The following is a 20,149-nucleotide window of genomic DNA, read 5'->3' on the forward strand; positions in this document are numbered from 1 at the left end:
GTATGAATCAGTTTGTCATTGCCGATATGAAACAGTGCATTGGCTGCCGCACCTGCGAGATTGCCTGCGTGATGGCGCATCTGGGGGATAATCCGTTACCGATGACAGCGGAAAACTTCAATCCTCGCTTACGGGTGATGAAAACGCTTAGCGTCAGCGTACCGATGCTGTGCCGCCAGTGTGAAAATGCCCCTTGTCTGAACGCCTGCCCAAACGAGGCCATCTATAACCAGGATGGCAGCGTGCAGGTGCTCCAGTCGCGCTGCATTGGCTGCAAGACCTGCATGGTGGCTTGCCCTTATGGCGCGATGGAGGTGGTGGTCAATCAGGGTTATGGCAGCAATGGTGTCGCGTACCAACGGGCCCAGGCGAATAAATGCGATCTGTGTCAGGGGCGCGAAGCGGGGCCAGCCTGTGTTGAGGTGTGCCCAACGGCGGCGTTAACCCTTATCCGGCCAGCAGACCTGCAAGCCATGCAGTTGGAAAAGCAACAGCGCGCGGCCCGTGGTTCTGCGCCGAGCCTGCGGTAAATTATCCATTACCTCACTACAACCCATTCTGCGTGATAATCGCGTGGAATGGGTTTTCTTTAATGATCCCCGCGACGTGGCTAAATGAAACGAATATCGCGGCTTTACCTTTAAACGTGATGATCTTTCAGAAATATTACCACCATGCTGCATGCTATAATTCGTCGATATTCTGCACGGAACCTCTTTGTTAAGGATAAATGACGATGACCCTTTTCCCAGGATTTAAAACCACGCTGTTAGCGGCATCGGTACTGTTAGCCTATTCCGGTGTGGCGCAGGCGCAAGACGTCACGCTCAACGATGTGACGGTCTTTATTCGTGGTGCCGAGCTATTCAACAGCAGCAAAGTGACGCTACCAGCGGGGGAAAGCGAAGTCGTCTTTACCAATATTGCCAGCGGGCTGAACGAACAAAGCCTGATGCTTGATGCCGATAACGGCGTGGTCGTGCAATCTTTCAGCATAAAACGTGATTTTCTTACCGAGCATGTGTCGCCTGAAGTGGAGCAATTAACCAAGCAGATTGATGATGAGGTACGCGAGCAAAGCAAATTGAACGTGCAGCGGGAAGTGATCCAGGCGCAGTTGGCGGTGCTGGAAAGTAACCGGGCTCTGGGTTCGGAGAAAGAGGGCGCTTCCGTTGAGCAGGTTAATCAAATGCTTGAACTGGTCAGCCGTCGCATGAGTGAAGTGCTGCTGGCGGATATCGAGCTTAAAGAGAAGATCGCCGCGATTGACAAGAATATCGAAAAGCTGAAGAGCCAGTTGGACGAGGCTCAGCAGAAGACAGGCCAAACGGTGAATCAGGTGGTGGTGAAGTTTTACACTGGGAAAGCGGTGACCAGTAACGTTAAGCTGTCTTATGTGATCCCGGATGCAGGCTGGGTGCCGACTTACGATGTGCGGGTCAACAGCATTACCCAGCCGGTCAAGCTGAGCTACAAGGCCAATGTGTTTCAGAACAGCGGCATCAATTGGGATAAGGTCAACCTGACGCTTTCTAGCGGCAACCCAAGCGAAGGGGCGCAGGCGCCGAAGTTGCAACCTTGGTATCTCGATTTTTATCAGGACTACTCAAGTTCCAAGATGGCAATGTCGATACCCAGACCGGCACCGGCTCCCGTTGCGGAGATGGCCGCTGGCGCGAATGCTCAAGAGCTTGATGGCGCAATGGCCTCCAGAGCTAAACGCTCCCTCTCTGACTATGTGGTCACCGACGCTGGCGGTGTGAATACCCGCTTTAGCATTTCCCTGCCTTATAACATTGCCTCCGATGGCAAAGGGCATTCGGTCACCATCAAGGATGTGGACGTTCAGGGCGACTACCGCTACGTGGTGGTGCCGAAAATCGAACCTGATGCCTTCTTGCAGGTACAGTTAAAAGACTGGGAGCAGCTTAATTTGTTGCCGGGCAAGTCCAGTATTTTCTTCGAGGGGTCATTTGTCGGCCAGGGGGATATCAATATCGCCGAGGCTAAAGAGACGCTGGATCTTTCATTAGGCCGGGACAAAAAGATTATCGTTAACCGCGAAAACGGCAAGCAGCTGACCTCGAAGGCGGAGTTTTTTGGCAATTCGGTAAGCCAACAGTACTCCTTTGTCACCAGCGTGAAAAATACCCGTAAAGAGCCGATTAAGCTGGTGGTGATGGAACAGATGCCGCTGAGTCGTGATTCGGCAATTACTATCGACGGGCTGAAGTACGACGGTGCCAGCTACGATAAAGACACCGGTAACGTGCAGTGGGCACTGGATTTACCTGCGAATCAGTCCGAGAAGTTCACCCTGTCTTATACGGTGAAATATCCAAAGGATAAGCGCGTTAGCAATTTATAAACATTGCCCTCACCCTCGCCCTTTGGGAGAGGGTTGGAGTGAGGGGAAAATTAGCCACCTAATGCCCTTGGACATCAACTTGCGTTGGGAATTACGCCGGTTTAAGACCCGGTTCAACCAAGCTGTAAACCTGCTGGTTGAGCGTTGCGCTATTCGCCAACTGATAGACGTGTGTAGCAACGTCCGCACGCATCACAAAACCATGAACTTCTCGCCCCTGAAAGCGTTGTGCCTTACCGGTAGCGTTGCCGTTCAGCAGCCCGCCGGGGCGCAAGATGGCGTGATCCAGCGTGCTGGTCTGTAACCAACTTTCTGCCAGCGATTTTTCACGTACCGCCTGGCCAAAGCCCGCTTTGGCACGTGGTGACAGAAACGGCCAGCCGTCACCACAGCCCAGAGAGGTGACGAGGATCATGCGCGATATCCCGCACTTTTCCGCCGTATCTATCACTGTCCGGTGGGCCAGATAATCCTGTGCACCTCCCATTGAGGAGATGATCGTTGCGCTGGTACCAGCAGCTTCGCAAGCGCGAGTGACCGCGATGGCATCACAAGCGTCACCGAGATAAACCTGTACGCCTTTCTCCCGCAGGCGAGCAGCGGCATCAGGATTACGTACCACCGCAACCACCGGATGCTGTTCCGCCAGCGCAAGTTCCAGGGTTAGCGCGCCAACCCCCTTGCCACCAGCGCCAAAAATCAACCATGGTTTCATCGTTCACTCCTGTTAGAGGGTAGCTACCGCAATACGCGGCAGATCCAGTTGTTGGAGCAGCTCATCAAGAGACTGCAGAATATTGCTTGCCCAGAAGCGCCCTTCGTTGGTCAGGCGCAGGCAGGTTGAGGCGTCGCGGGTTAATCCTGCCCGATGCCACTGTGCGAGCAGCGGCTTCAGCTTTTCCGCATGAGGCGTCAGTTCATCAAGCGGAATGCGCGCGTTTTCCACGCCAGCCTGTAACGGTTGACGCCACTGGCTTCGGTTACCTGAGGTACGCATCATCATCATCAGTGGTTTGCGACCCGCGGCGATAGCGTCGTGCCAGCTAGTGAGGTTGCGCTCAATCATCCAGGAATAGCCGTTGACCGAGCCCCCCGCGCCGGAGCCAAAGGCCAGACAGTCTGCACCTTGCTTAATTAGCAGGTTGTACAAATTGCGCTCTCGCGTGGTGCGTGCCCAGTGGCTATTGCTGATACAGCGCCAGCCTGCCTGATCCATGAAATCGCAGCCCTGCAAATAGAGATCGCGCCGCTCGGCAGCTGAGGGAACGGAGGTGCGGCCAGTTTCCACTGCCTTACCCAGAGGCGTATTGGGCAGCAGATTAAGGGCGTAGAGATCGACACCGTCCAGGCCGATATCGCGGGCAATCGCCAGGTCTTCGCCCCAAAGTTTCGCATCCTGACCGGGTAAGCCAAATAGCAAATCGCACACTACGGCAGCGCGGTCGCGACGAACTAGCCCTTCCATAAACGCAATGGCGCTTGCACCGTCGGAGGTTCGGGCCATTTTTTTGCGGATTTTGCTATTAAACGACTGAATACCAATCGAAAAGCGATTGGCTCCGGCATCCAGACAGGCGTCAATCCGTTCATCGTCAAAGTTTAGCACCCGGCCCTCGATGGTGATTTCGCAGTCTGGGGCCAGCGGCAGGCGTTCGCGTAGTGTGGTGATGATGCTAGCCAGATCCTGTGCGGCAAGTGCCGAAGGCGTTCCACCGCCAAAATAGACAGCATGGATTGGCGCAGACTGATGAAGTGGGCTGTCCGCTTCCATCTCGATCTCGCGTAGCAGCGCATTGGTGTAGCGGGTGCACCTGTCCTCCTCGAAACGGTTTTGGTAAAAGCCGCAGAAGGTGCAGTGGGTGGCACAAAACGGAATGTGTAGATACACCAGCCGTTTGCGGCTAGGCGCGGACTGGCTGATGACGTTTTGCCAGGTGGGAGCCAGCAGCGATTTTTCCACGGGGATCGCGCCGCGCAGCGGCATCATGGCACGACGATCTTTAAACGGCTGATTGCCTGCCAGTGCAAAATGCGGGGTTAAATCCAGCTCAGTGTCATGTTTCAACTCAAGGTCCTTCAATAGGGCAGAACTGATGGAGACAGGGCTGCAAGGAAGCGCAGCCACTCAGACCTGCCATAGTTTAACTGAAAATGATTACCATTTGCATTTATATACTGGCAATCGTCAGTAGAGTCTATCCGGCCAGCAGCCAATTAAATGCAACGTTGATTTGGGTCAAACTTTTCGGCCCCCCGAATTAAATTTTTGTGGCCGCTGCGAACAACCATTGCTAACGCTGGAGTTTATATGTACTATCGCCGCGTTTTCCCATTCATTCACTTTGCAAAGGAGGTACATCATGAATTATCAAGCACTGTTTACCCTTTGCGGGTCGTATCCTCAGGCATAATTACCTGCTCTCCAGGTATTGCTAGGGCTACCGCCCGCCAAATCCAAAAAATTAGATAAAATATTAATCAGGATTGGTTATGAGCAATACTATTGGCTCCGTTACGCCGCGAGTTTCATTGATCGCGTCGGAACACACCTGGATTGAAGGAAATGCAATCCAACAATTAGAAATTACCGCCAAGCTGCCGGATATGGTGCGCGTGGTCGGGATGCCAGATTTGCATCCTGGCCGTGGTTACCCGGTCGGTGCCGCTTTCTTTTCACAACATCGCTTCTACCCGGCGTTAATCGGTAATGACATCGGTTGCGGTATGTCGCTATGGCAAACAGATTTGCTGGCGATGAAACAATCGCTGGATAAGCTGGAAAAAAACCTTGGCAATATTGACGGTCCGCTAGAGGAAGAAGCGTTGGGGGATATTCCGCCAGCGCTTCGCGATTATTCTCGTGCATTAGGCACCATTGGCGGCGGTAATCATTTTGCTGAACTATTACGCATCGACGAAATATATCAGCCGCAGGCCGGTCTCGATAAAAAACGTCTGATGCTGTTGGTGCACAGCGGTTCGCGTGGTTTGGGCCAGCTCATACTGGAACAGCATGTGCGCGCTCATGGGCATCATGGCTTGCTGGAAAATACCGAGGCGGCCAACGATTATTTGCAACAGCATCAACAGGCGCTGGATTTTGCGGGCTTAAACCGGCAACTGATAGCCCAGCGGATATTGCAGCGGTTACGCACTGCTGGCGATTGCCTGCTGGATATCCATCATAACCTGCTGGCGGCGGCCACCATCGAGGGCGTGAGTGGTTGGTTGCACCGTAAAGGGGCTACCCCGTCGGATGAAGGTCTGGTGGTGATCCCCGGTTCGCGCGGTGATTACAGCTATATCGTTCAACCGCTGCCTGCCGCCAGCAGTTTGTATTCGCTGGCGCATGGTGCGGGGCGCAAATGGATGCGCTCGGAGTGTAAAGATCGCTTATCAGCGCGTTTCAGCACCGAGCAGTTGGCCAGAACCCGCTTCGGCAGCCGAGTGATTTGCCGCGATCGCCAACTGATTTATCAGGAAGCGCCAGAAGCTTACAAGCCGATTGATAGCGTAGTGGGGGCCTTGCAGCAGGCCGGGTTGGTCACGTTGGTGGCGCGTATGCAGCCGGTGTTGACCTACAAAACCAGCGGGGGGCAGTGATGATCTTATTACAGATCTCTGCCGCCCAGGGGCCGGATGAATGTTGCCTGGCGGTGAGTTTGGCACTGCGTCAGTTCCACAAAGAGGCTCAGGCCATGCAGGTGGAACTGCATGAGGTTGAGCGGGAAGAGGGGCGCCTGCCCGGCACGTTGCGTTCGGTGCTATTGACGCTTAACGGCGAAGCGGCGGAGCTATTGGCCGCCAACTGGTGCGGGACGTTGCAGTGGATTTGCGAAAGCCCGTGGCGCACTGGGCGCTCCAGAAAGAACTGGTTTATTGGTGCTGCGCGTTTTTCTCCGGCAGCGGTGCCAAAAGAGAGCGAGATCCGTTTTGAGACATTGAAGTCCTCCGGGCCAGGTGGGCAGCACGTGAATAAAACGGAATCGGCTATTCGCGCCACCCATATCGCTAGCGGCATTAGCGTCAAAGTGCAGACCGAGCGCAGCCAACATGCCAATAAACGTTTGGCGTATTTGCTGATCGCTCACCGTTTGGAACAGCTTGAGCAACAGCACCTGGACGAACAGCGTGCTGAACGACGGATGTTTCACCATCAAATAGTGCGTGGTTCACCGGTTCGGGTGTTTAAAGGCGAAAGCTTTACGCCGCTCGCTTAATCAATATCGGCCTGATGGGGCAGGCCGGTAACCCTATAAGAAGAAAAGAAATGGAAACACATAAATATGGTCGGACGTACCATTATCCATTCTCACCGGGCACCACCAGTGACGATCGGATCAATAAACATTATTGGCAAGACATACGGTTAATCCCCTCACTGATCCATACGGAAAAGCTCGATGGTGAGAATAACTGCCTGAATCGGTATGGCGTATTTGCACGCTCCCATGCGGCACCGACGGTTTCTGCCTGGACGCGCCAGATCCGCCAGCGTTGGCAACTGATTAAAAATGACCTGGGCGATATCGAGCTGTTTGGGGAGAACCTGTATGCCACGCATTCGATCGAATATCGTGGCCTGCAACAGGACTTTTATCTGTTCGCCGTACGCTGTAAAGACATGTGGCTGAGTTGGCAAGAAGTGCAGTTCTACGCGGGATTATTTGATTTTGCCTGTGTGCCTGAAGTGGTACAGGATATGCCGCGCCAGACGGAACAAGAATACCGTTCGGCAATACTGGAGCAGGTGGGGGGAGTGGGGAGTTTTGCGCCGCACGACGTACATACCGGCTTGCCCTGTACCATGGAAGGGATTGTCACCCGCAATGCGGCTGAATTCCCGGTGGCTCAGTTTTCCCATAACGTATTTAAGTACGTGCGTAAAAACCATGTGAAAACCGATCGCCACTGGAGAGTGAATTGGCAACGAGCGCGTATGGCGTACGAGTATCAGCAGGAGGATAAACCATGTGGTGCTTAAGTGAAGACAAGCAGTGGGGCAGGCTGGCGGAAAAATTCCGTTGGGTGGCCGACATGCATCAAGTGCCGCAGGATCCCCGCCATCATGCAGAAGGGGATGTGGCAATCCATACCCAGTGTGTGCTGGCGGCACTGACCGAGTCGGCGCAGTTTTTGGCCTTGCCAGAACAACAGCAGGAGCTGGTTTGGGCCGCCGCGCTGCTGCACGATGTTGAAAAGCGCAGTACCACGCGGGTTGCCGACGATGGTTCAGTGACATCACCCAACCACGCTAAACGCGGTGAGCTGACCACACGCTCGATCCTGTATCGGGATATCGTTACGCCTTTTCAACTGCGTGAACAGGTAGCAGCCTTGGTCCGTTTTCATGGTTTACCGTTGTGGATCATGGGGCGGCCATCGCCAGAGCGGGCGCTGTTATTAGCGGCCTTAAGGTTGGATACACGGTTGCTGGCGATGTTGGCACGGGCGGACGTGCTGGGCCGCGAGTGTGACGACCAAAACGGCCTGCTGGATAACATCGAGCTGTTCGAACTGTTTTGTCAGGAGCAGCAATGCTGGGGTCAAGCGCGTCCTTTTGCTAGCGATAACCAGCGTTACCACTATTTGACGCATCCGCTGGCTAGCGTGGATTTTGTTCCTTATGAGCAATTTCAGAGCGAAGTGACGTTGCTCTGTGCGCTGCCGGGAATGGGTAAAGATCGCTATATCGCGCAGCATGCGGCTGGGCTTGAGGTTATCAGCCTGGACAACATCCGCCGGCAACACCGGTTGTCTCCTACCGACAAGAACGCGACCGGCTGGGTCGTGCAGCAGGCCAAGTCGCAGGCAAAAACGCTGCTACGGCGGGGCGAGCCTTTTGTCTGGAATGCTACCAATATTACCCGGCAGTTGCGTAGCCAGTTGGTTGAGTTGTTTATCGCCTATGGCGCAAGGGTGAAGATTGTTTACCTGGAAGTACCGTATGCCCAGTGGCAGCGGCAGAATGCCGAGCGGGAATACAGCGTACCTGCTGAGGCGATGGCGCGTATGCTGAGTAAATTGGAGATCCCGCAAGCGGACGAGGCGCACGAGGTGGAGTTGCGGGTGCAGGACGCAAGCTAACCAGGTTTGTGCACCCTCAAAGGGTGAGGGTGCCAGCGCGGCATACAGTCCCCTATCCATGTGGATAGGGGACGTCACCGTAGATTAATTCGCGATCACCGTGACCAACAGCGGTGATTCAAACATCGCCTTCGGCGAAATAACCGATTCGTCCCACGGGATTTGCGTTCCGTAGCGCTCCTTCAGTTTCTTCTGCACGGCAGGAGCACCAAAGTTGAATTCACGCACTTTTTGCAGCTTGCCGATTTGAATCCCTAGTGCGCGATCGTAAATTTTCCACACCAACTCTGAGCAATATAACCTCTCATCTGACCAGGAAAACTGCATGTCGTAGGGCTTCCCGGCAAAGCTTTTGGCCTGCTGGCGTATTTTTAGCTGCGCGGACGGCGTCATCATTTGCTTGGCGTTCTTGAGGCGTTTGACGACAAAATGCTTTTTCTCTCCCCGTTCGATCCAGGTGGCCAGCGGCGTGTATTTCACCGTCGATACCGCTTCAAATACGTAAGGCTTGCCATCACGCAGCAGAATGATACCCATGTGGCTGTAACGCGAGCCGGTGGCCTGCTGTATCGCCAGGCTCTGTGCCGAGCGGGAAGTGTGGAAAATGATGTCACCATCCTGCACCGCAGGTAGCTCGCGAGCTTGGCTGACCAGCACGGTCATCAGGCCGATGGTGAGAAACAGAATTGCCCACAGGCGTTTGGTAAAAATCACGTTCAATCCCTCGAAGTTAGAATTTAGCGACTTTATCGGGGCTGTGTGAAGTGAGGATGAAGTGGTAGAGCAAAGATGGGAAGTCGCATTAGTAGTCCTCATGCTTTAATAAAAATAATGATATTTATCAATGTGGTAATAACAATTCTATCATTGTGGTTAAAGGGTGCTTAAAGCAGGCCGATAGCTGTTCTATTGATGTTGTCACCTAAATAGGACGAAACCGGATGTTAGGGATCTACCGTATATCGATGAGAATGAAGCTTTTCATTGCTCTGTTTCCACTGCTACTGGCTTTATGCTGGTTTGCCGGCTCGGGTATGAAAACCCGTATCCATACCGAACGTCAGATGGATGTCATCGTTCAGTTAACGGCAATTGCGCGTGGTGCAGGGGATGTGGTGCATGAGCTGCAAAAAGAGCGTGGTATGAGCGCAGGTTACCTGGGCTCTGGCGGTGGGCAGTTTCGCACTGAACTAGCAGATCAACGTAAACTGACAGATGCGGCTATGGCGAAATTTAGCCAACTGTTATCCACAACGGATAGCAGTGCATTGGAAGGGATTGATACATCGGCGATTCAGTTATTTAACGACCCAACCCAGTTACTGAGCGAGGTGCGTAATAACGTCAGCAATTTAAAGAGTGCGGCGCCACAAGCTATTGGTTTCTATACCAAGACTATCGCCCAGGTGCTGGATTTTGTTGGCGGTATTGGGCATTTGACGACATCGGGCAAAATTGGCCAGGAATTGTCAGCGTATTACAGCCTGCTTAACCTGAAAGAACAGTCGGGAATAGAGCGAGCATTACTCTCGGGTGTTTTCTCTAGCGATCGTTTTGGTGATGGGCAATTCCGCCAGTTGAGCGATGTGGTGGGAAAACAAGAGGCCTGGCTTTCTGCGACTCGTCGTTTCAGCACCGCGGAGCAGGCGGCGGCGCTTGATGGCGCATTGCGCTCTACATCGGCAACTGATGCCCTAAAGTATCGTGAGATAGCGCTCGATAAAGTGGCAACGGGTGGATTCAAGGTCAATCCTACCGATTGGTTTAAGGCTCAGACTGTGCGCATTGAAGTGCTGCGTCAACAAGAGAATCAAACCGCTGACACGTTACAAAAGCATGCGGCAGAGTTGTCACGTACGTCACGTAGCGAATGGATGACTTTTCTGTGCATCAGCCTTCTTTCTCTGGCCGTGGCCTTGGCGATAGCCATTGTCGTTGCGCGGAGTATCCATCTGCAACTGCAAGGAACGTTGAAAACGATTGGTGAAATGGAGGGTGATTTGACCCAACGCCTCAGCGTGCCGGGTAGTGATGAGTTGTCAGCACTGAATCATGCCTATAATCAATCCATTGAAAATATTCAGCATATTGTTAAAGAGATTAAATCCGGCTCAGTGATCCTTCACCATGCTAGCAGTGATATCGCCGCTGGCAATCAGGATTTGGCGCAACGTACTGATGAACAGGCGGCATCTATCGTTGAAACTGCGGCAAGTATGGAACAAATGTCCACGGCGATCTCCCAGACTGCAGATAACGCCCGCGAAGCGGAACAACTCACGCTGGCAATGGAGCGCGATGTCATGCAGGCGAATCGCGTGGCGAATGAAGCCAGCCAGAGCATGACGGAGATCCGTAATTCTAGCGAGCAGATTGCACGTATCGTGGCCTCTATTGACGACATTTCTTTTCAGACTAATTTATTGGCGCTCAATGCTGCGGTAGAAGCCGCTCGAGCTGGCGAGTCTGGAAGGGGATTTGCGGTGGTAGCGAGTGAGGTGCGTAACTTATCTCAACGTTGTGCTAAAGAGGCGAGCCAGATCCGGGAGCTGATTAATCAAAATATGGAAAAAATTGCGGAAGGCGTCGCCCGGGTTTCGGCTTCTGGGGTGGCACTAAAGGCGGCAGCAGATAACTCAGGACTGATGAAACAATATGTTAGCGATATCGCTCAGGCCGCAAACGAACAATCATTGGGGGTGGGGCAGGTTCATCTGGCTTTGAATCAACTTGAACAAGTCACACAGCAAAATGCGGCTTTGGTTTCCCAAGCGGCCAGTGCCAGTCAGGTACTGGATAACCAAGCGGCAGCGATGACCAAATTAGTGAATCGGTTCATCGTATAATATTCTCGTTGCAAGGGCGATGGGAGTAATCCCGCCTCTTGCTCGATCATTCGTTTCGTAGCGTATTTTTATTATTCTTGATACGTCTCCGCTTTCCTGCATGCCGCTTACCGTATATTCCCAGATGTTTTTTCGTGTAAGCGGTATGTCGTTTTGTGCTGCGAGGGTGCATACTATCGCCCCTCCCAAAGGCGGTGGGCAAGGCTTTGGCGTTATCTGACAATAAAAAGGAACGGTGATGGAAAGGCGTAATTTTCTCAAGGGTGCTGCTGCGTTATCTTCTTTTGGGCTGATAAGCCCGGTCTGGTCTGAGTCGCGTAAAACGGACATCCCGGCGTCGACCTGCGTGGACAACAGAAGACGTTTTGTGATGACACAAACGTATAAACTGAAAGCGCCAGCAGGCTCAGAAGGTAAGGCCAATCTGTGGATCCCGGTCCCCGTGGACACCGCCTTTCAGCAACTGAAGCACATTTCTTTTTCTGGCAACTATCAGCAGGCCTACCTCACGGCAAATAATATCTACGCAGCCAAAACGTTGTTTGCTTCCTGGCCGGACTCCAAAGGCCCGATGGAACTCAAGGTGGAAATGCTGATTGAAACCTTGGACTGGGAACCGCTGAAGAGCAACCAACTGGCCGAATGGCACCTCCCGAAAACCGATCTGGTGTTCCCCGCAGAGATACAACCCTATCTGAATGCCACCCCGCATATCCCGGTAGACGGTGTGGTGAAAGAAACGGCGTTGAAGATCGTCGGCGACGAGAAATCACCTTTACAGCAGGCGCGGCTCATTCATGAATGGGTAAGAACCCATATGCATCGAGACGATGCGGTGATTGGCTGCGGGACCGGTGATGTGGGGCAAATCCTTAAGGCCGGTAAGCTGGGCGGCAAATGTACCGATATCAACTCCGTGTTCGTCGCGTTGTGCCGTGCCAGCGGGATCCCCGCGCGTGAGATGTTTGGTATTCGCCTCGGCGCATCCCGCAAGCTGGGGAACTATTCGAAGAAGGCATTTGGCAGCGCTGATGAACAAGGCGTGGCAAAAGTCAGCGGTGGGCAGCATTGCCGGGCGATGTTCTGGCTGGCAGGTTTCGGCTGGTTGCCAGCCGATCCGGCCGACGTCACTAAAATGCGTCTGGCAGAGAAAAAAGAAAACGGCGATGCCGCCGTTGAAGCCGTCAACGATTACCTGTTCGGCAACTGGGAAATGAACTGGGTTGGTTTTAACTACGCCCGTGATTTCGCACTTTCGCCAGAGGCAGAGCAGGGTGACCTCAATAACTTTGGTTACCCCTATGCTGAAGTGGATGGTGACCCGTTAAACTTCTACGATCCGGCCGAATTTAGCTATGACTATGTCTCTGTCGAACAGCGTTAAGGGCAGCGTAGTGACGCTGCTGGCGGCTTTGCTTGCCGCCGCAGCATCGACACTCTGTTGTCTCGGGCCGTTGTTGTATCTGGTGTTTGGTATCTCGGCTGCCGGGCTGACGGGGATCCCTGCGTTATCCTGGTTACAGTGGCCCATGATTATTGTGGCTATCGGGTTGATGCTGCGAGGATTTTGGCGGCTTTATCTGTCGCCGCGCCCGGTCTGCGTGAACGTCGTCAGCCGTCGGGCACTGATTTGGCTTTACTGGCTGTCGGTGCCGTTGCTGTTGGCGTTGATGACCTACCCCTATGTATTACCTTGGATTTGGGAAATGATGGAATGAAGAAGCGCATTTTTCTGCTGTTGGCTCTGGTGTTGATTGCGCCGCGGTTATGGGCAGAGAACCAGAAAGTCACAATTGATATCAAAGCAATGACCTGCTCACTGTGCGTCATCTCCATCAATAAAGCGTTGCGCTCTACTGAGGGTGTGATTAAGGCCAAAGCCTCACTGAAAACGCACCAGGCGGAAGTGATTGTGCCCGAGGGTTTCGACAATCAGGCATTGTTGACGGCAATTTCCCGTACCGGCTATAGCGGCGAAATCCAGGGCGTGGTGCCAGCTCCGTAGTTTTTACCCCGCATTTAACCATTGTGAAAGCAATGCATGAAGCTGTGAGGGTTCCAGTGGTTTATACAGCACCATATAACCCTCACTTTCCGCCTGCTGCAATATCGCCGAATTAAACTCACCGCTTACCATCGCTCCACTGGCCTGCGGGAGCCGGTGGAATAACTCCTGCAAAATGTCGAAGCCACTCTCACCCGAACGCAGGCGCTGATCGCACAAAATGGCCTGGGGGGAGAATCCGCTCTCAAGCTCGGCAAACGCCTCTTGTGCCGAGGCAACGCAGCGAACCGTTACGCCCCAGGCCTGCATCAAGCTTATCCAGGCAGAGGTGACCAGGGGGTCGTCATCGACCACCAGACAGGTACCGGAAAGTGCCCGATGCGCAACCAGGAAGGGCTTCTTATCCATGACTAACGGAGCCTTGACGGGAACAGTATCGCTGGCTGGCAGGCGTAGCCAAAAACGCGAGCCTTTGCCCTCAATCGAACTCATCGCACACTCGACTTTCATCAGCTTCGCACATCTTGCCACCACGGCCAGGCCCAATCCATGCCCGGCGCTATCTATTCGCCAGGCAAGCTCAGGGCGATAGAAGGGGGAGAATATCTGGGATTTTTCGGCATCGGCTACGCCAATCCCCGTATCCCATACTTCCAACAACCAATCCTTACCGCGTAGACGAACTGCGATCAACACCCCACCTTGTTGGGTATAGCGTAATGCGTTGTGTGTCAGGTTGATTAACGACTGCTTGATCAAAGAGAGATCGCCCAATGCCACGCAGCGTTGCCGAGGAAGCCTTGAGCGCAGGGACAAACCTCGGCTATTTGCCTCCTCACGAAACAGCGTGACGATCGACTCGACTAACGGTGCTAAATCCACTTCGGTCTTGGGAACATTGACGGCTTTATTTTCAATGATGGTCAGGTCCAGCAGTGAGTTGAACATTAAATGCAAAGAACGCACGCTTTGTTGCAAATCATGGAGTTGTGGGTTTAACAGGGTATCGCGATTCTTATGGATGATCGCTTCTATCAAGAATCCCATCGCGTGGATAGGTTGACGAAGGTCGTGGCTGGCGGTCGTCAGGAACAGGTTTTTATCCTGCAATGCCCGTTCCGCTTCCTCTTTGGCTACGCGGAATTGCTCAGCCAGCAGGATGCTGTCCTCTTCCAATCGCACCTGCTGAAGGAAGAACGCATGAGAGGTCAAGGCATGGCGATAAATAGCAAAGCCATATAAGAGGTTAAGCAACACAATGATGGGCCAGGTATCACCGTATCGCCAGGGGATTAATAGCAACAAGATCCCCCAACAACTGATGAAAAACCGCTGGAATGCGCCCAGCAGCGGGGTCAGGTGAGTGGCGTTGGCTGCAACGATAGCGGCGATGCTGATATTGAGCAGCAGAATAAAATCAAAGGAGGGGTTTATGGCCGTCACGGCAATCAGTGAAGACAAGCCGATGCCATGCAGCAATGCCAGCCGATTGACCCAAGGTAGCCACTGGGCCAGCATGGCGGTTTCCGTTGTCGTACTCAGCTTGTGGCGATAGTGGCGATGGCATAACCAGACAATCAGGGAGGCTAGAAAGTACAGCGCAATCCAGCAGACGATCGGGGTTAACGGTAAGTGCAACTGATAGAGCCAGATGGCAAATACGATCCCGACGAAAGGGACCGCATAGATGCTGAATACCAACCGCGCCAACACATGGTTCAGCATTCGAAGCTGCGAGTGCGGGTTGATATCTTGCGTGGTTTTATCACTGATTGGGTTAATCATGGCGTGAAACGGCGCCCCTGTAGCAGCGTAATGGCTTCGATTCGGTTGGTGACGCCCAGCTTGCTGAGGATACTGGTAATATGCTCTTTGATAGTCGGCTCAGACACGGCCAGCGTAAGGGCGATACGTTTATTTGAGAACCCGCGCAGCATCATCGCCAGCACTTCTGTCTGGCGTTGGGTGAGCCCGAATTCCTGCTCATGAGTGGTTGATGGGGGACAACAGGCCAATTCCGAGCTATCTGGAAACCAGAGTTGCCCATTCTGGAGCGCGGTAACGGCAAGATGGAAGGTTTGTGGTGAGTCGTGCTTGTGAACGAAACCGTGCGCCCCAGCCTCCCGAGCTTTATGTTGTACTTGGTTATTTTCATCCCCACTGATGGCCAGCAGGCGAATATTGGCGTCCTGCTGTAGCAACTCTTTAATGAGGTGGAGTGCTGTACCATCAGACAGCCAGAAGTCCAGTACCAACAGGTGAGGGTAGCCGTTCTCTGCGATGCGACTATTGCACTCTTTGCGGCTGGCAGCAACATACACCTGCCTGTAACCACAGTGCGTATTTAAAAAAACGGCAATGCCATTCGCTACCATTGGGTGATCGTCAACGACCAAAGCATAGGGCTTACTCACGTCACTTTCCTTTTGTCGCCAATGTAACGCCTGCATTGATCACGGCATGCCAGATCAGTTGCCTACCCAAACTAGCAATATGGCCACCTTATGTAAACCCTACTTTGGTAGGGTTGTAGTTATATCATGATAAAAATATTCTGATGAAAAGTTAATAAGTGGTTATGGTGATAGGCGGATTCTTAGTTATTATGGCATTGTTAAGAATCATTATCAAATATCATTAATGAAACAGACATGGCGCGCAAGTTTTTCCTGGTTTAGCGCTATTAACAAAGCACTGTTGTTAATAATTGGTGTTGGCGGCACTAATAAATTTCCGAACATCAGGACGAGACACGCGTATATCTATATGGAAGTCGATGGTCATTTTCTGCTTGTCGGATGCAGTAGCATGGGGGGAAGACAAATTCAGTGCATCGTATATGAAGGCCCATATTATACCTAACAAGACCACCAAGGCCGAGGTGCAGGCAATTTATGGTGTGCCGGATGATCAGGACGTGAGTTCAGACGGGAGCGTAGTCTGGAAGTATGAAGCGAGAGGCAACTTGAGCACGGCTTCCTCCATTGTTGGCTACATCCCCGGAGCGGGGGCCGTTTCCAGTGCTCTTGGCATGGCTAACACGGCATCGAATGCTTCAGACAGTGCAGCCAAGGCATCGGCTAAAATGTCAGGCGATACTGAACACCATGGGAAGCGTATTTATATCGATTTCGACAGTAAAGGGATAGTTGACTATTGGTATATGTAACTTGAACTGCGTTAGCTGCGGTTCGGTTTAATAATACTTGGATTGATTTTACCCCGGATAAACCCCCGGGCATTCCTGCTTATCAGCGATGAAGAATAAAAACACCAGGGAACTCTCATCGTAATGATTTTTTAGAATAACTAACAAGATGGTTTTTCTGTTTCCTCTTAAACCTGTCTTACATCATAACCTCAAGACTAATTAAACTCATTGGAGGAGTTTTTTCATATGAATAAAATTTATCGTTTGGTACGCCAACGGCATACCGGTGATCTGATCCCCGTAGCTGAATTTTCCCGCGCTGGCGGCAAATCCGCCCAAAATCGTAAAGTCGGAGTGACTCCCTGCCTACTTCTGGCGATGGCGGGTATGGTTGGCTCCGTCGCAAATGTAGGCGCGGCTGAAATCGTGATTGATGGCGGCACAGAAGAAACCGTACCGGGCACCAAGCCGGATGGCTGGAAAACAGGTAACCGCGTCGATCTGGTGATTGGTGACACCGGTTCAGGCAAGTTAACCGTCAGCGACGGCGCCAAGGCAACTACCGTTGGGGCTAGTTATCTGGGCAGGGAAGCAGGAGCTGTCGGCAGTGCTTTAATAACAGGTATCGACTCGCGCTGGAAGCTCTACAACTACGATCCCCTCTACGGCCAGGATCTGAAAGTGGGGGTGGGTGGCGAGGGTAACGTTTCCGTACTTGACGGTGGAACGCTGGAAGTTTCATTTATTGAACTGGGCGTGAAGGAAGGTGCGAAAGGGGCGTTGGCGATCACGGGAGCGGGCTCGCAATTATTAGGCCATCAGGTGATTGTTGGTAAGGGAGGCGTGGGTGAGCTAACCCTTTCCGACGGCGGAAAATTCCGCCTGGATACCTTCGATAAAGTGATCGTGGGCCATGATGCCACTGGTGAAGGGACCATCAACGTCGACGGGGCCGGGAGCGAACTGTATTACGATATGTACGGTTCTTCAAACATTTACGTGGGCTACGCCGGTAAAGGCGTGATGAACGTGACCAATGGTGCCAAGGCCGGAGCACAGCAACTCAGCATTGGCACAACGGCCGGTGCCTATGGCGAGCTTAATCTTTCAGGAGTCGGTTCGATAGTGACCTCCGGCGGTGTCATTGTGAGAGTTGGTGAAAAAGGCGAAGGAAAGGTCAATATCACCGACGGTGCACGACTCGATGGCCGCGGGTCTGGCAGTTATCTTGGCGATAGTTTCGGCGGGAAAGGGAGCGCGCTGATTTCGGGGAGTGGATCAACCTGGAAGGCTGCAACGCTGTTTATAGGCTACAACGGCGAAGGGCAGATGGACATCATCGATGGCGGCAGCGTAGAGGCTGGCACGATGCGTATCGGTACGCGTGTTAAAAGTCAGGGCAACGTGCTCATCAGCGGGGCGGGTTCCTCTATCAAAGTGACCGGGCTTGATGTGGGTGTGGACGGCGTTGGCAGCCTGACCATCGCCAACGGTGCGCAGGTGACCAGCACGGGTGGCAAATTCGACGGCCTGGCTATCGGTGAACGTGAGCTTTATAGCGGTACCGCACCTGCAAGCGGCACGGTTCTGGTCAAGGATGCAGGCACGCTACTATCGGCCGGGTATATCAACATCAGTGGCGATAACGGCGATGGCACCCTGACGGTCACTGATGGTGCAGTGGTCAAAGTGGGCAGCGAAGGTGCGGTGCGGGTCGGTAACAGTACCTTTTCCGGTAGTAGTTCGGTGAAGCAGGCGGTGCTCAATATCGGTACCGGCGGTAAAGCAGGTATTCTGGATACGCCTGAAGTCTTTGTGCATAGCCGCGGCGTTGTAAACCTCAATTACACTGATAATCAGGATCTCTCTGCCAAGCTGAGTGGTGCCGGGACCATCAATCATCTGGGGACAGGGATTACCCGCCTGATGTCTAAAGATAATATCTTCGGCGGTACGGTAAACGTTGTCGCCGGTACGCTGCAGGCAGGGGTAGCCAATGGATTTGGGGCTAACTTTTTAAGCCCTGCCGTGTTTAACGTGGGTAACGCAGGAACGCTGGATCTGGCGGGTTTCAGTTCTATCTTTAGTGGGTTAAGTAACGCGGGCACAGTAAGTCTAGGCAGCAATGGCCAGGCAGGAACGACATTGTCACTGGCTAACACCAGCTTCTTTGGCGGCGGCGACGGCAGCTATAAAGGCGAAGGTGGCACCCTGCGGCTGAATACGGTACTTGGGGGGGATGACTCGGTGACCGATCGTCTGGTGATCACCGGCAGCAGCAGTGGCCAGTCGTGGTTACAGGTCAACAACGTTGGTGGTCAGGGTGCCGCAACGATCGAGGGTATTGAGGTGATCAGCGTTGCCAACGCATCTGACGGCGTGTTTAACCTGCAAAAACCGGTTGTCGCGGGTGCATACGAATATCTGCTGCATAAGGGGGGTAAACAGGAGCCTGCCGACGGCAACTGGTACTTACGTTCGGAGGCGGTTAGCGTGCCCGAAATCCCTGTGCCAGAAACACCTGAGCCTGAAAAACCGACTCCAGAGACGCCGAAGCCAGAGACACCTGAACCTGAAACACCGACTCCAGAAACCCCTAAGCCAGAGATCCCTGAGCCTGAAAAACCAGGGCCGGTCACACCGCCGATCAGCGGTAAACCTTCTCTGCTACGTGTTGATGCTGCCGCCTATCTGAATAATCAGAATGCCGCCGTGCATATGTTCGACCATAGCCGCACCGATCGTCTTGGGGAGCCTGGGTTTGGCGCCAGAGGCAAGGAGGGCCAGGGCGCGGTCTGGATACGTGCCCAGCGAAATAATCTTGATGCTGGCGTGGTTGGCGAGCAGTTATCGGTCAAGACGGATCTAGACGTCATGCAGATTGGTGGGGAATTACAACATGCCGTTGGTGAAGGCCGATTGCATACCGGCTTGATGTTGGGCTATGGCAGCGCTGACACCAGAGCGATGTCCGATCTCAGCGGGCGTGATGCCAAAGGCAAAGTCACAGGAACCAGCGTTGGCGTTTACGGTACCTGGTATCAGAATGCTGTAGCACCAAGCGGGTTCTATCTGGACAGCTGGCTACAATATGGCCGCTACGATAACGAGGTCAACGGCAGTGGATTGGCACAGGAAAAGTACAAGTCTAATACCTGGAGTGGATCGCTGGAGCTGGGTTATGCGTTAGCGCTGTATGAAGGGACAAGCCGTGGCCTGTATCTGGAGCCTCAGGGGCAGGTGATCTTTACCCGTTATAGTGGCGATGCCCACACTGAAGATAACGGTACCCAAATTGCGGCGCAGCGTAAAAATCAGACCACGACCCGTCTCGGAGCCCGGCTGTTTAGCAATTCCCTGGACCCTGCGGCCAATCAGATCCAGCCGTTCCTGCAACTGAACTGGTGGTCTGGTGGTAATGATGCGGCGATCGAGATGAACGGAACCAGGGTGAACCATAAACTGGCCGATAACGTGTATGAGGCTAAAGCGGGCGTTCAGGTTGAACTGGGCAAGGGGTGGAGTACTTCTGGTAACATTGGGGTGCAGGGGGGGAAAGATGATTTCCGCGACGTTAATGGCCAATTGGGGTTGAGGTACAACTTCTGATCCGATAACTCTGTAAATTGAAACCCACGCAGCCGCGTGGGTTTTAACGTTTTCAGCGCGGGTATTACACTCCGCAATCCAAT

At 53.1% G+C, this 20,149-nt stretch carries 17 protein-coding genes; 12 read left to right on the forward strand and 5 right to left on the reverse strand.

Features of this window, described 5'->3' with window-relative positions; all coding sequences use genetic code 11:
* Positions 1–2 precede the first annotated feature (2 nt).
* Complete coding sequence (locus A6U95_RS18890) at positions 3–530, forward strand: 4Fe-4S dicluster domain-containing protein (protein WP_065685580.1); 528 nt, start codon at positions 3–5, stop codon at positions 528–530.
* 206 nt (positions 531–736) lie between these two features.
* Complete coding sequence (locus tag A6U95_RS18895) at positions 737–2,368, forward strand: DUF4139 domain-containing protein (protein ID WP_065685581.1); 1,632 nt, start codon at positions 737–739, stop codon at positions 2,366–2,368.
* Positions 2,369–2,459: 91 nt separating this feature from the next.
* On the opposite strand, the gene chuY is transcribed toward A6U95_RS18895, so the two are convergent.
* Together chuY and hutW are read right to left on the reverse strand one after the other, a co-directional pair.
* Positions 2,460–3,083, reverse strand: coding sequence for an anaerobilin reductase (gene chuY / locus A6U95_RS18900; RefSeq protein WP_065685582.1), 624 nt, complete (start codon positions 3,081–3,083; stop codon positions 2,460–2,462).
* A gap of 12 nt (positions 3,084–3,095) precedes the next feature.
* Positions 3,096–4,433, reverse strand: a complete 1,338-nt coding sequence (gene hutW / locus A6U95_RS18905; protein WP_065685583.1) for a heme anaerobic degradation radical SAM methyltransferase ChuW/HutW — start codon at positions 4,431–4,433, stop codon at positions 3,096–3,098.
* Positions 4,434–4,858: 425 nt separating this feature from the next.
* On the opposite strand from hutW, the gene A6U95_RS18910 reads away from it, so the two are divergent.
* Genes A6U95_RS18910 through A6U95_RS18925 form a run of 4 tightly spaced genes read left to right on the forward strand, consistent with a single transcriptional unit; the run spans position 4,859 to position 8,455 of the window.
* A complete protein-coding gene (locus tag A6U95_RS18910; protein ID WP_065685584.1) occupies positions 4,859–5,971 on the forward strand; it encodes an RNA ligase RtcB family protein in 1,113 nt (370 codons plus the stop codon).
* Positions 5,971–6,588 carry a peptide chain release factor H gene (prfH, locus tag A6U95_RS18915; RefSeq protein ID WP_065685585.1) on the forward strand — a complete coding sequence of 206 codons (618 nt, stop codon included), beginning with the start codon at positions 5,971–5,973 and terminating at the stop codon, positions 6,586–6,588. Before A6U95_RS18910 ends, prfH begins: the two co-directional genes overlap by 1 nt.
* A 50-nt stretch (positions 6,589–6,638) precedes the next feature.
* Entirely contained in the window at positions 6,639–7,352 is a 714-nt protein-coding gene (locus tag A6U95_RS18920) for an RNA ligase family protein (RefSeq protein WP_065685586.1), read from the forward strand.
* Complete coding sequence (locus A6U95_RS18925) at positions 7,340–8,455, forward strand: AAA family ATPase (RefSeq protein ID WP_065685587.1); 1,116 nt, start codon at positions 7,340–7,342, stop codon at positions 8,453–8,455. Before A6U95_RS18920 ends, A6U95_RS18925 begins: the two co-directional genes overlap by 13 nt.
* A gap of 84 nt (positions 8,456–8,539) precedes the next feature.
* On the opposite strand, the gene A6U95_RS18930 is transcribed toward A6U95_RS18925, so the two are convergent.
* Positions 8,540–9,169: a YiiX family permuted papain-like enzyme gene (locus A6U95_RS18930; RefSeq protein ID WP_241810692.1), complete on the reverse strand. Its 630-nt coding sequence runs from the start codon at positions 9,167–9,169 to the stop codon at positions 8,540–8,542.
* 227 nt (positions 9,170–9,396) lie between these two features.
* On the opposite strand from A6U95_RS18930, the gene A6U95_RS18935 reads away from it, so the two are divergent.
* The 4 genes from A6U95_RS18935 to A6U95_RS18950 all read left to right on the forward strand — a co-directional run bounded on the left by A6U95_RS18935 (position 9,397) and on the right by A6U95_RS18950 (position 13,306).
* Positions 9,397–11,301, forward strand: a complete 1,905-nt coding sequence (locus tag A6U95_RS18935) for a methyl-accepting chemotaxis protein (protein ID WP_065685588.1) — start codon at positions 9,397–9,399, stop codon at positions 11,299–11,301.
* Between the two features lie 238 nt (positions 11,302–11,539).
* Positions 11,540–12,685, forward strand: coding sequence for a transglutaminase family protein (locus tag A6U95_RS18940; protein ID WP_065685589.1), 1,146 nt, complete (start codon positions 11,540–11,542; stop codon positions 12,683–12,685).
* Entirely contained in the window at positions 12,657–13,019 is a 363-nt protein-coding gene (locus A6U95_RS18945; protein ID WP_098930826.1) for a mercuric transporter MerT family protein, read from the forward strand. The genes A6U95_RS18940 and A6U95_RS18945 overlap by 29 nt, the downstream gene beginning before the upstream one ends.
* Positions 13,016–13,306, forward strand: a complete 291-nt coding sequence (locus A6U95_RS18950) for a heavy metal-associated domain-containing protein (RefSeq protein WP_065685590.1) — start codon at positions 13,016–13,018, stop codon at positions 13,304–13,306. Before A6U95_RS18945 ends, A6U95_RS18950 begins: the two co-directional genes overlap by 4 nt.
* A 3-nt stretch (positions 13,307–13,309) precedes the next feature.
* Here A6U95_RS18950 and A6U95_RS18955 read toward each other — a convergent pair whose 3' ends face one another.
* Both A6U95_RS18955 and A6U95_RS18960 read right to left on the reverse strand, forming a co-directional pair.
* Entirely contained in the window at positions 13,310–15,091 is a 1,782-nt protein-coding gene (locus tag A6U95_RS18955) for a hybrid sensor histidine kinase/response regulator (RefSeq protein WP_065685591.1), read from the reverse strand.
* The gene (locus A6U95_RS18960) at positions 15,088–15,720 is read right to left on the reverse strand and encodes a response regulator transcription factor (protein WP_065685592.1); all 633 of its coding nucleotides are present in this window, start codon (positions 15,718–15,720) and stop codon (positions 15,088–15,090) included. Before A6U95_RS18960 ends, A6U95_RS18955 begins: the two co-directional genes overlap by 4 nt.
* A gap of 362 nt (positions 15,721–16,082) precedes the next feature.
* Between A6U95_RS18960 and A6U95_RS18965 the strand changes: the two genes are divergently transcribed.
* Together A6U95_RS18965 and A6U95_RS18970 are read left to right on the forward strand one after the other, a co-directional pair.
* A complete protein-coding gene (locus A6U95_RS18965) occupies positions 16,083–16,475 on the forward strand; it encodes a hypothetical protein (protein WP_065685593.1) in 393 nt (130 codons plus the stop codon).
* Between the two features lie 228 nt (positions 16,476–16,703).
* On the forward strand, positions 16,704–20,066 hold the full coding sequence (locus tag A6U95_RS18970; RefSeq protein ID WP_065685594.1) for an autotransporter outer membrane beta-barrel domain-containing protein: 3,363 nt from the start codon (positions 16,704–16,706) through the stop codon (positions 20,064–20,066).
* The last annotated feature ends 83 nt before the right edge of the window (positions 20,067–20,149 follow it).

Origin of the sequence: Serratia sp. 14-2641 (assembly GCF_001692375.1) — a bacterium.
Classification (GTDB): Bacteria; Pseudomonadota; Gammaproteobacteria; order Enterobacterales; family Enterobacteriaceae; genus Chania; species Chania fonticola_C.

Excerpts from the sequence above, each read along its gene's own strand:
- A6U95_RS18950 (WP_065685590.1), top strand. The coding sequence starts at position 13,016 with ATGAAGAAGCGCATTTTTCTGCTGTTGGCTCTGGTGTTGATTGCGCCG.
- A6U95_RS18920 (WP_065685586.1), top strand. The coding sequence starts at position 6,639 with ATGGAAACACATAAATATGGTCGGACGTACCATTATCCATTCTCACCG.
- A6U95_RS18890 (WP_065685580.1), top strand. The coding sequence starts at position 3 with ATGAATCAGTTTGTCATTGCCGATATGAAACAGTGCATTGGCTGCCGC.
- A6U95_RS18945 (WP_098930826.1), top strand. The coding sequence starts at position 12,657 with ATGACTATGTCTCTGTCGAACAGCGTTAAGGGCAGCGTAGTGACGCTG.
- A6U95_RS18895 (WP_065685581.1), top strand. The coding sequence starts at position 737 with ATGACCCTTTTCCCAGGATTTAAAACCACGCTGTTAGCGGCATCGGTA.
- A6U95_RS18965 (WP_065685593.1), top strand. The coding sequence starts at position 16,083 with ATGGTCATTTTCTGCTTGTCGGATGCAGTAGCATGGGGGGAAGACAAA.
- A6U95_RS18935 (WP_065685588.1), top strand. The coding sequence starts at position 9,397 with ATGTTAGGGATCTACCGTATATCGATGAGAATGAAGCTTTTCATTGCT.
- chuY (WP_065685582.1), bottom strand. The coding sequence starts at position 3,083 with ATGAAACCATGGTTGATTTTTGGCGCTGGTGGCAAGGGGGTTGGCGCG.
- A6U95_RS18940 (WP_065685589.1), top strand. The coding sequence starts at position 11,540 with ATGGAAAGGCGTAATTTTCTCAAGGGTGCTGCTGCGTTATCTTCTTTT.
- A6U95_RS18925 (WP_065685587.1), top strand. The coding sequence starts at position 7,340 with ATGTGGTGCTTAAGTGAAGACAAGCAGTGGGGCAGGCTGGCGGAAAAA.
- A6U95_RS18910 (WP_065685584.1), top strand. The coding sequence starts at position 4,859 with ATGAGCAATACTATTGGCTCCGTTACGCCGCGAGTTTCATTGATCGCG.
- A6U95_RS18970 (WP_065685594.1), top strand. The coding sequence starts at position 16,704 with ATGAATAAAATTTATCGTTTGGTACGCCAACGGCATACCGGTGATCTG.
- prfH (WP_065685585.1), top strand. The coding sequence starts at position 5,971 with ATGATCTTATTACAGATCTCTGCCGCCCAGGGGCCGGATGAATGTTGC.
- A6U95_RS18955 (WP_065685591.1), bottom strand. The coding sequence starts at position 15,091 with ATGATTAACCCAATCAGTGATAAAACCACGCAAGATATCAACCCGCAC.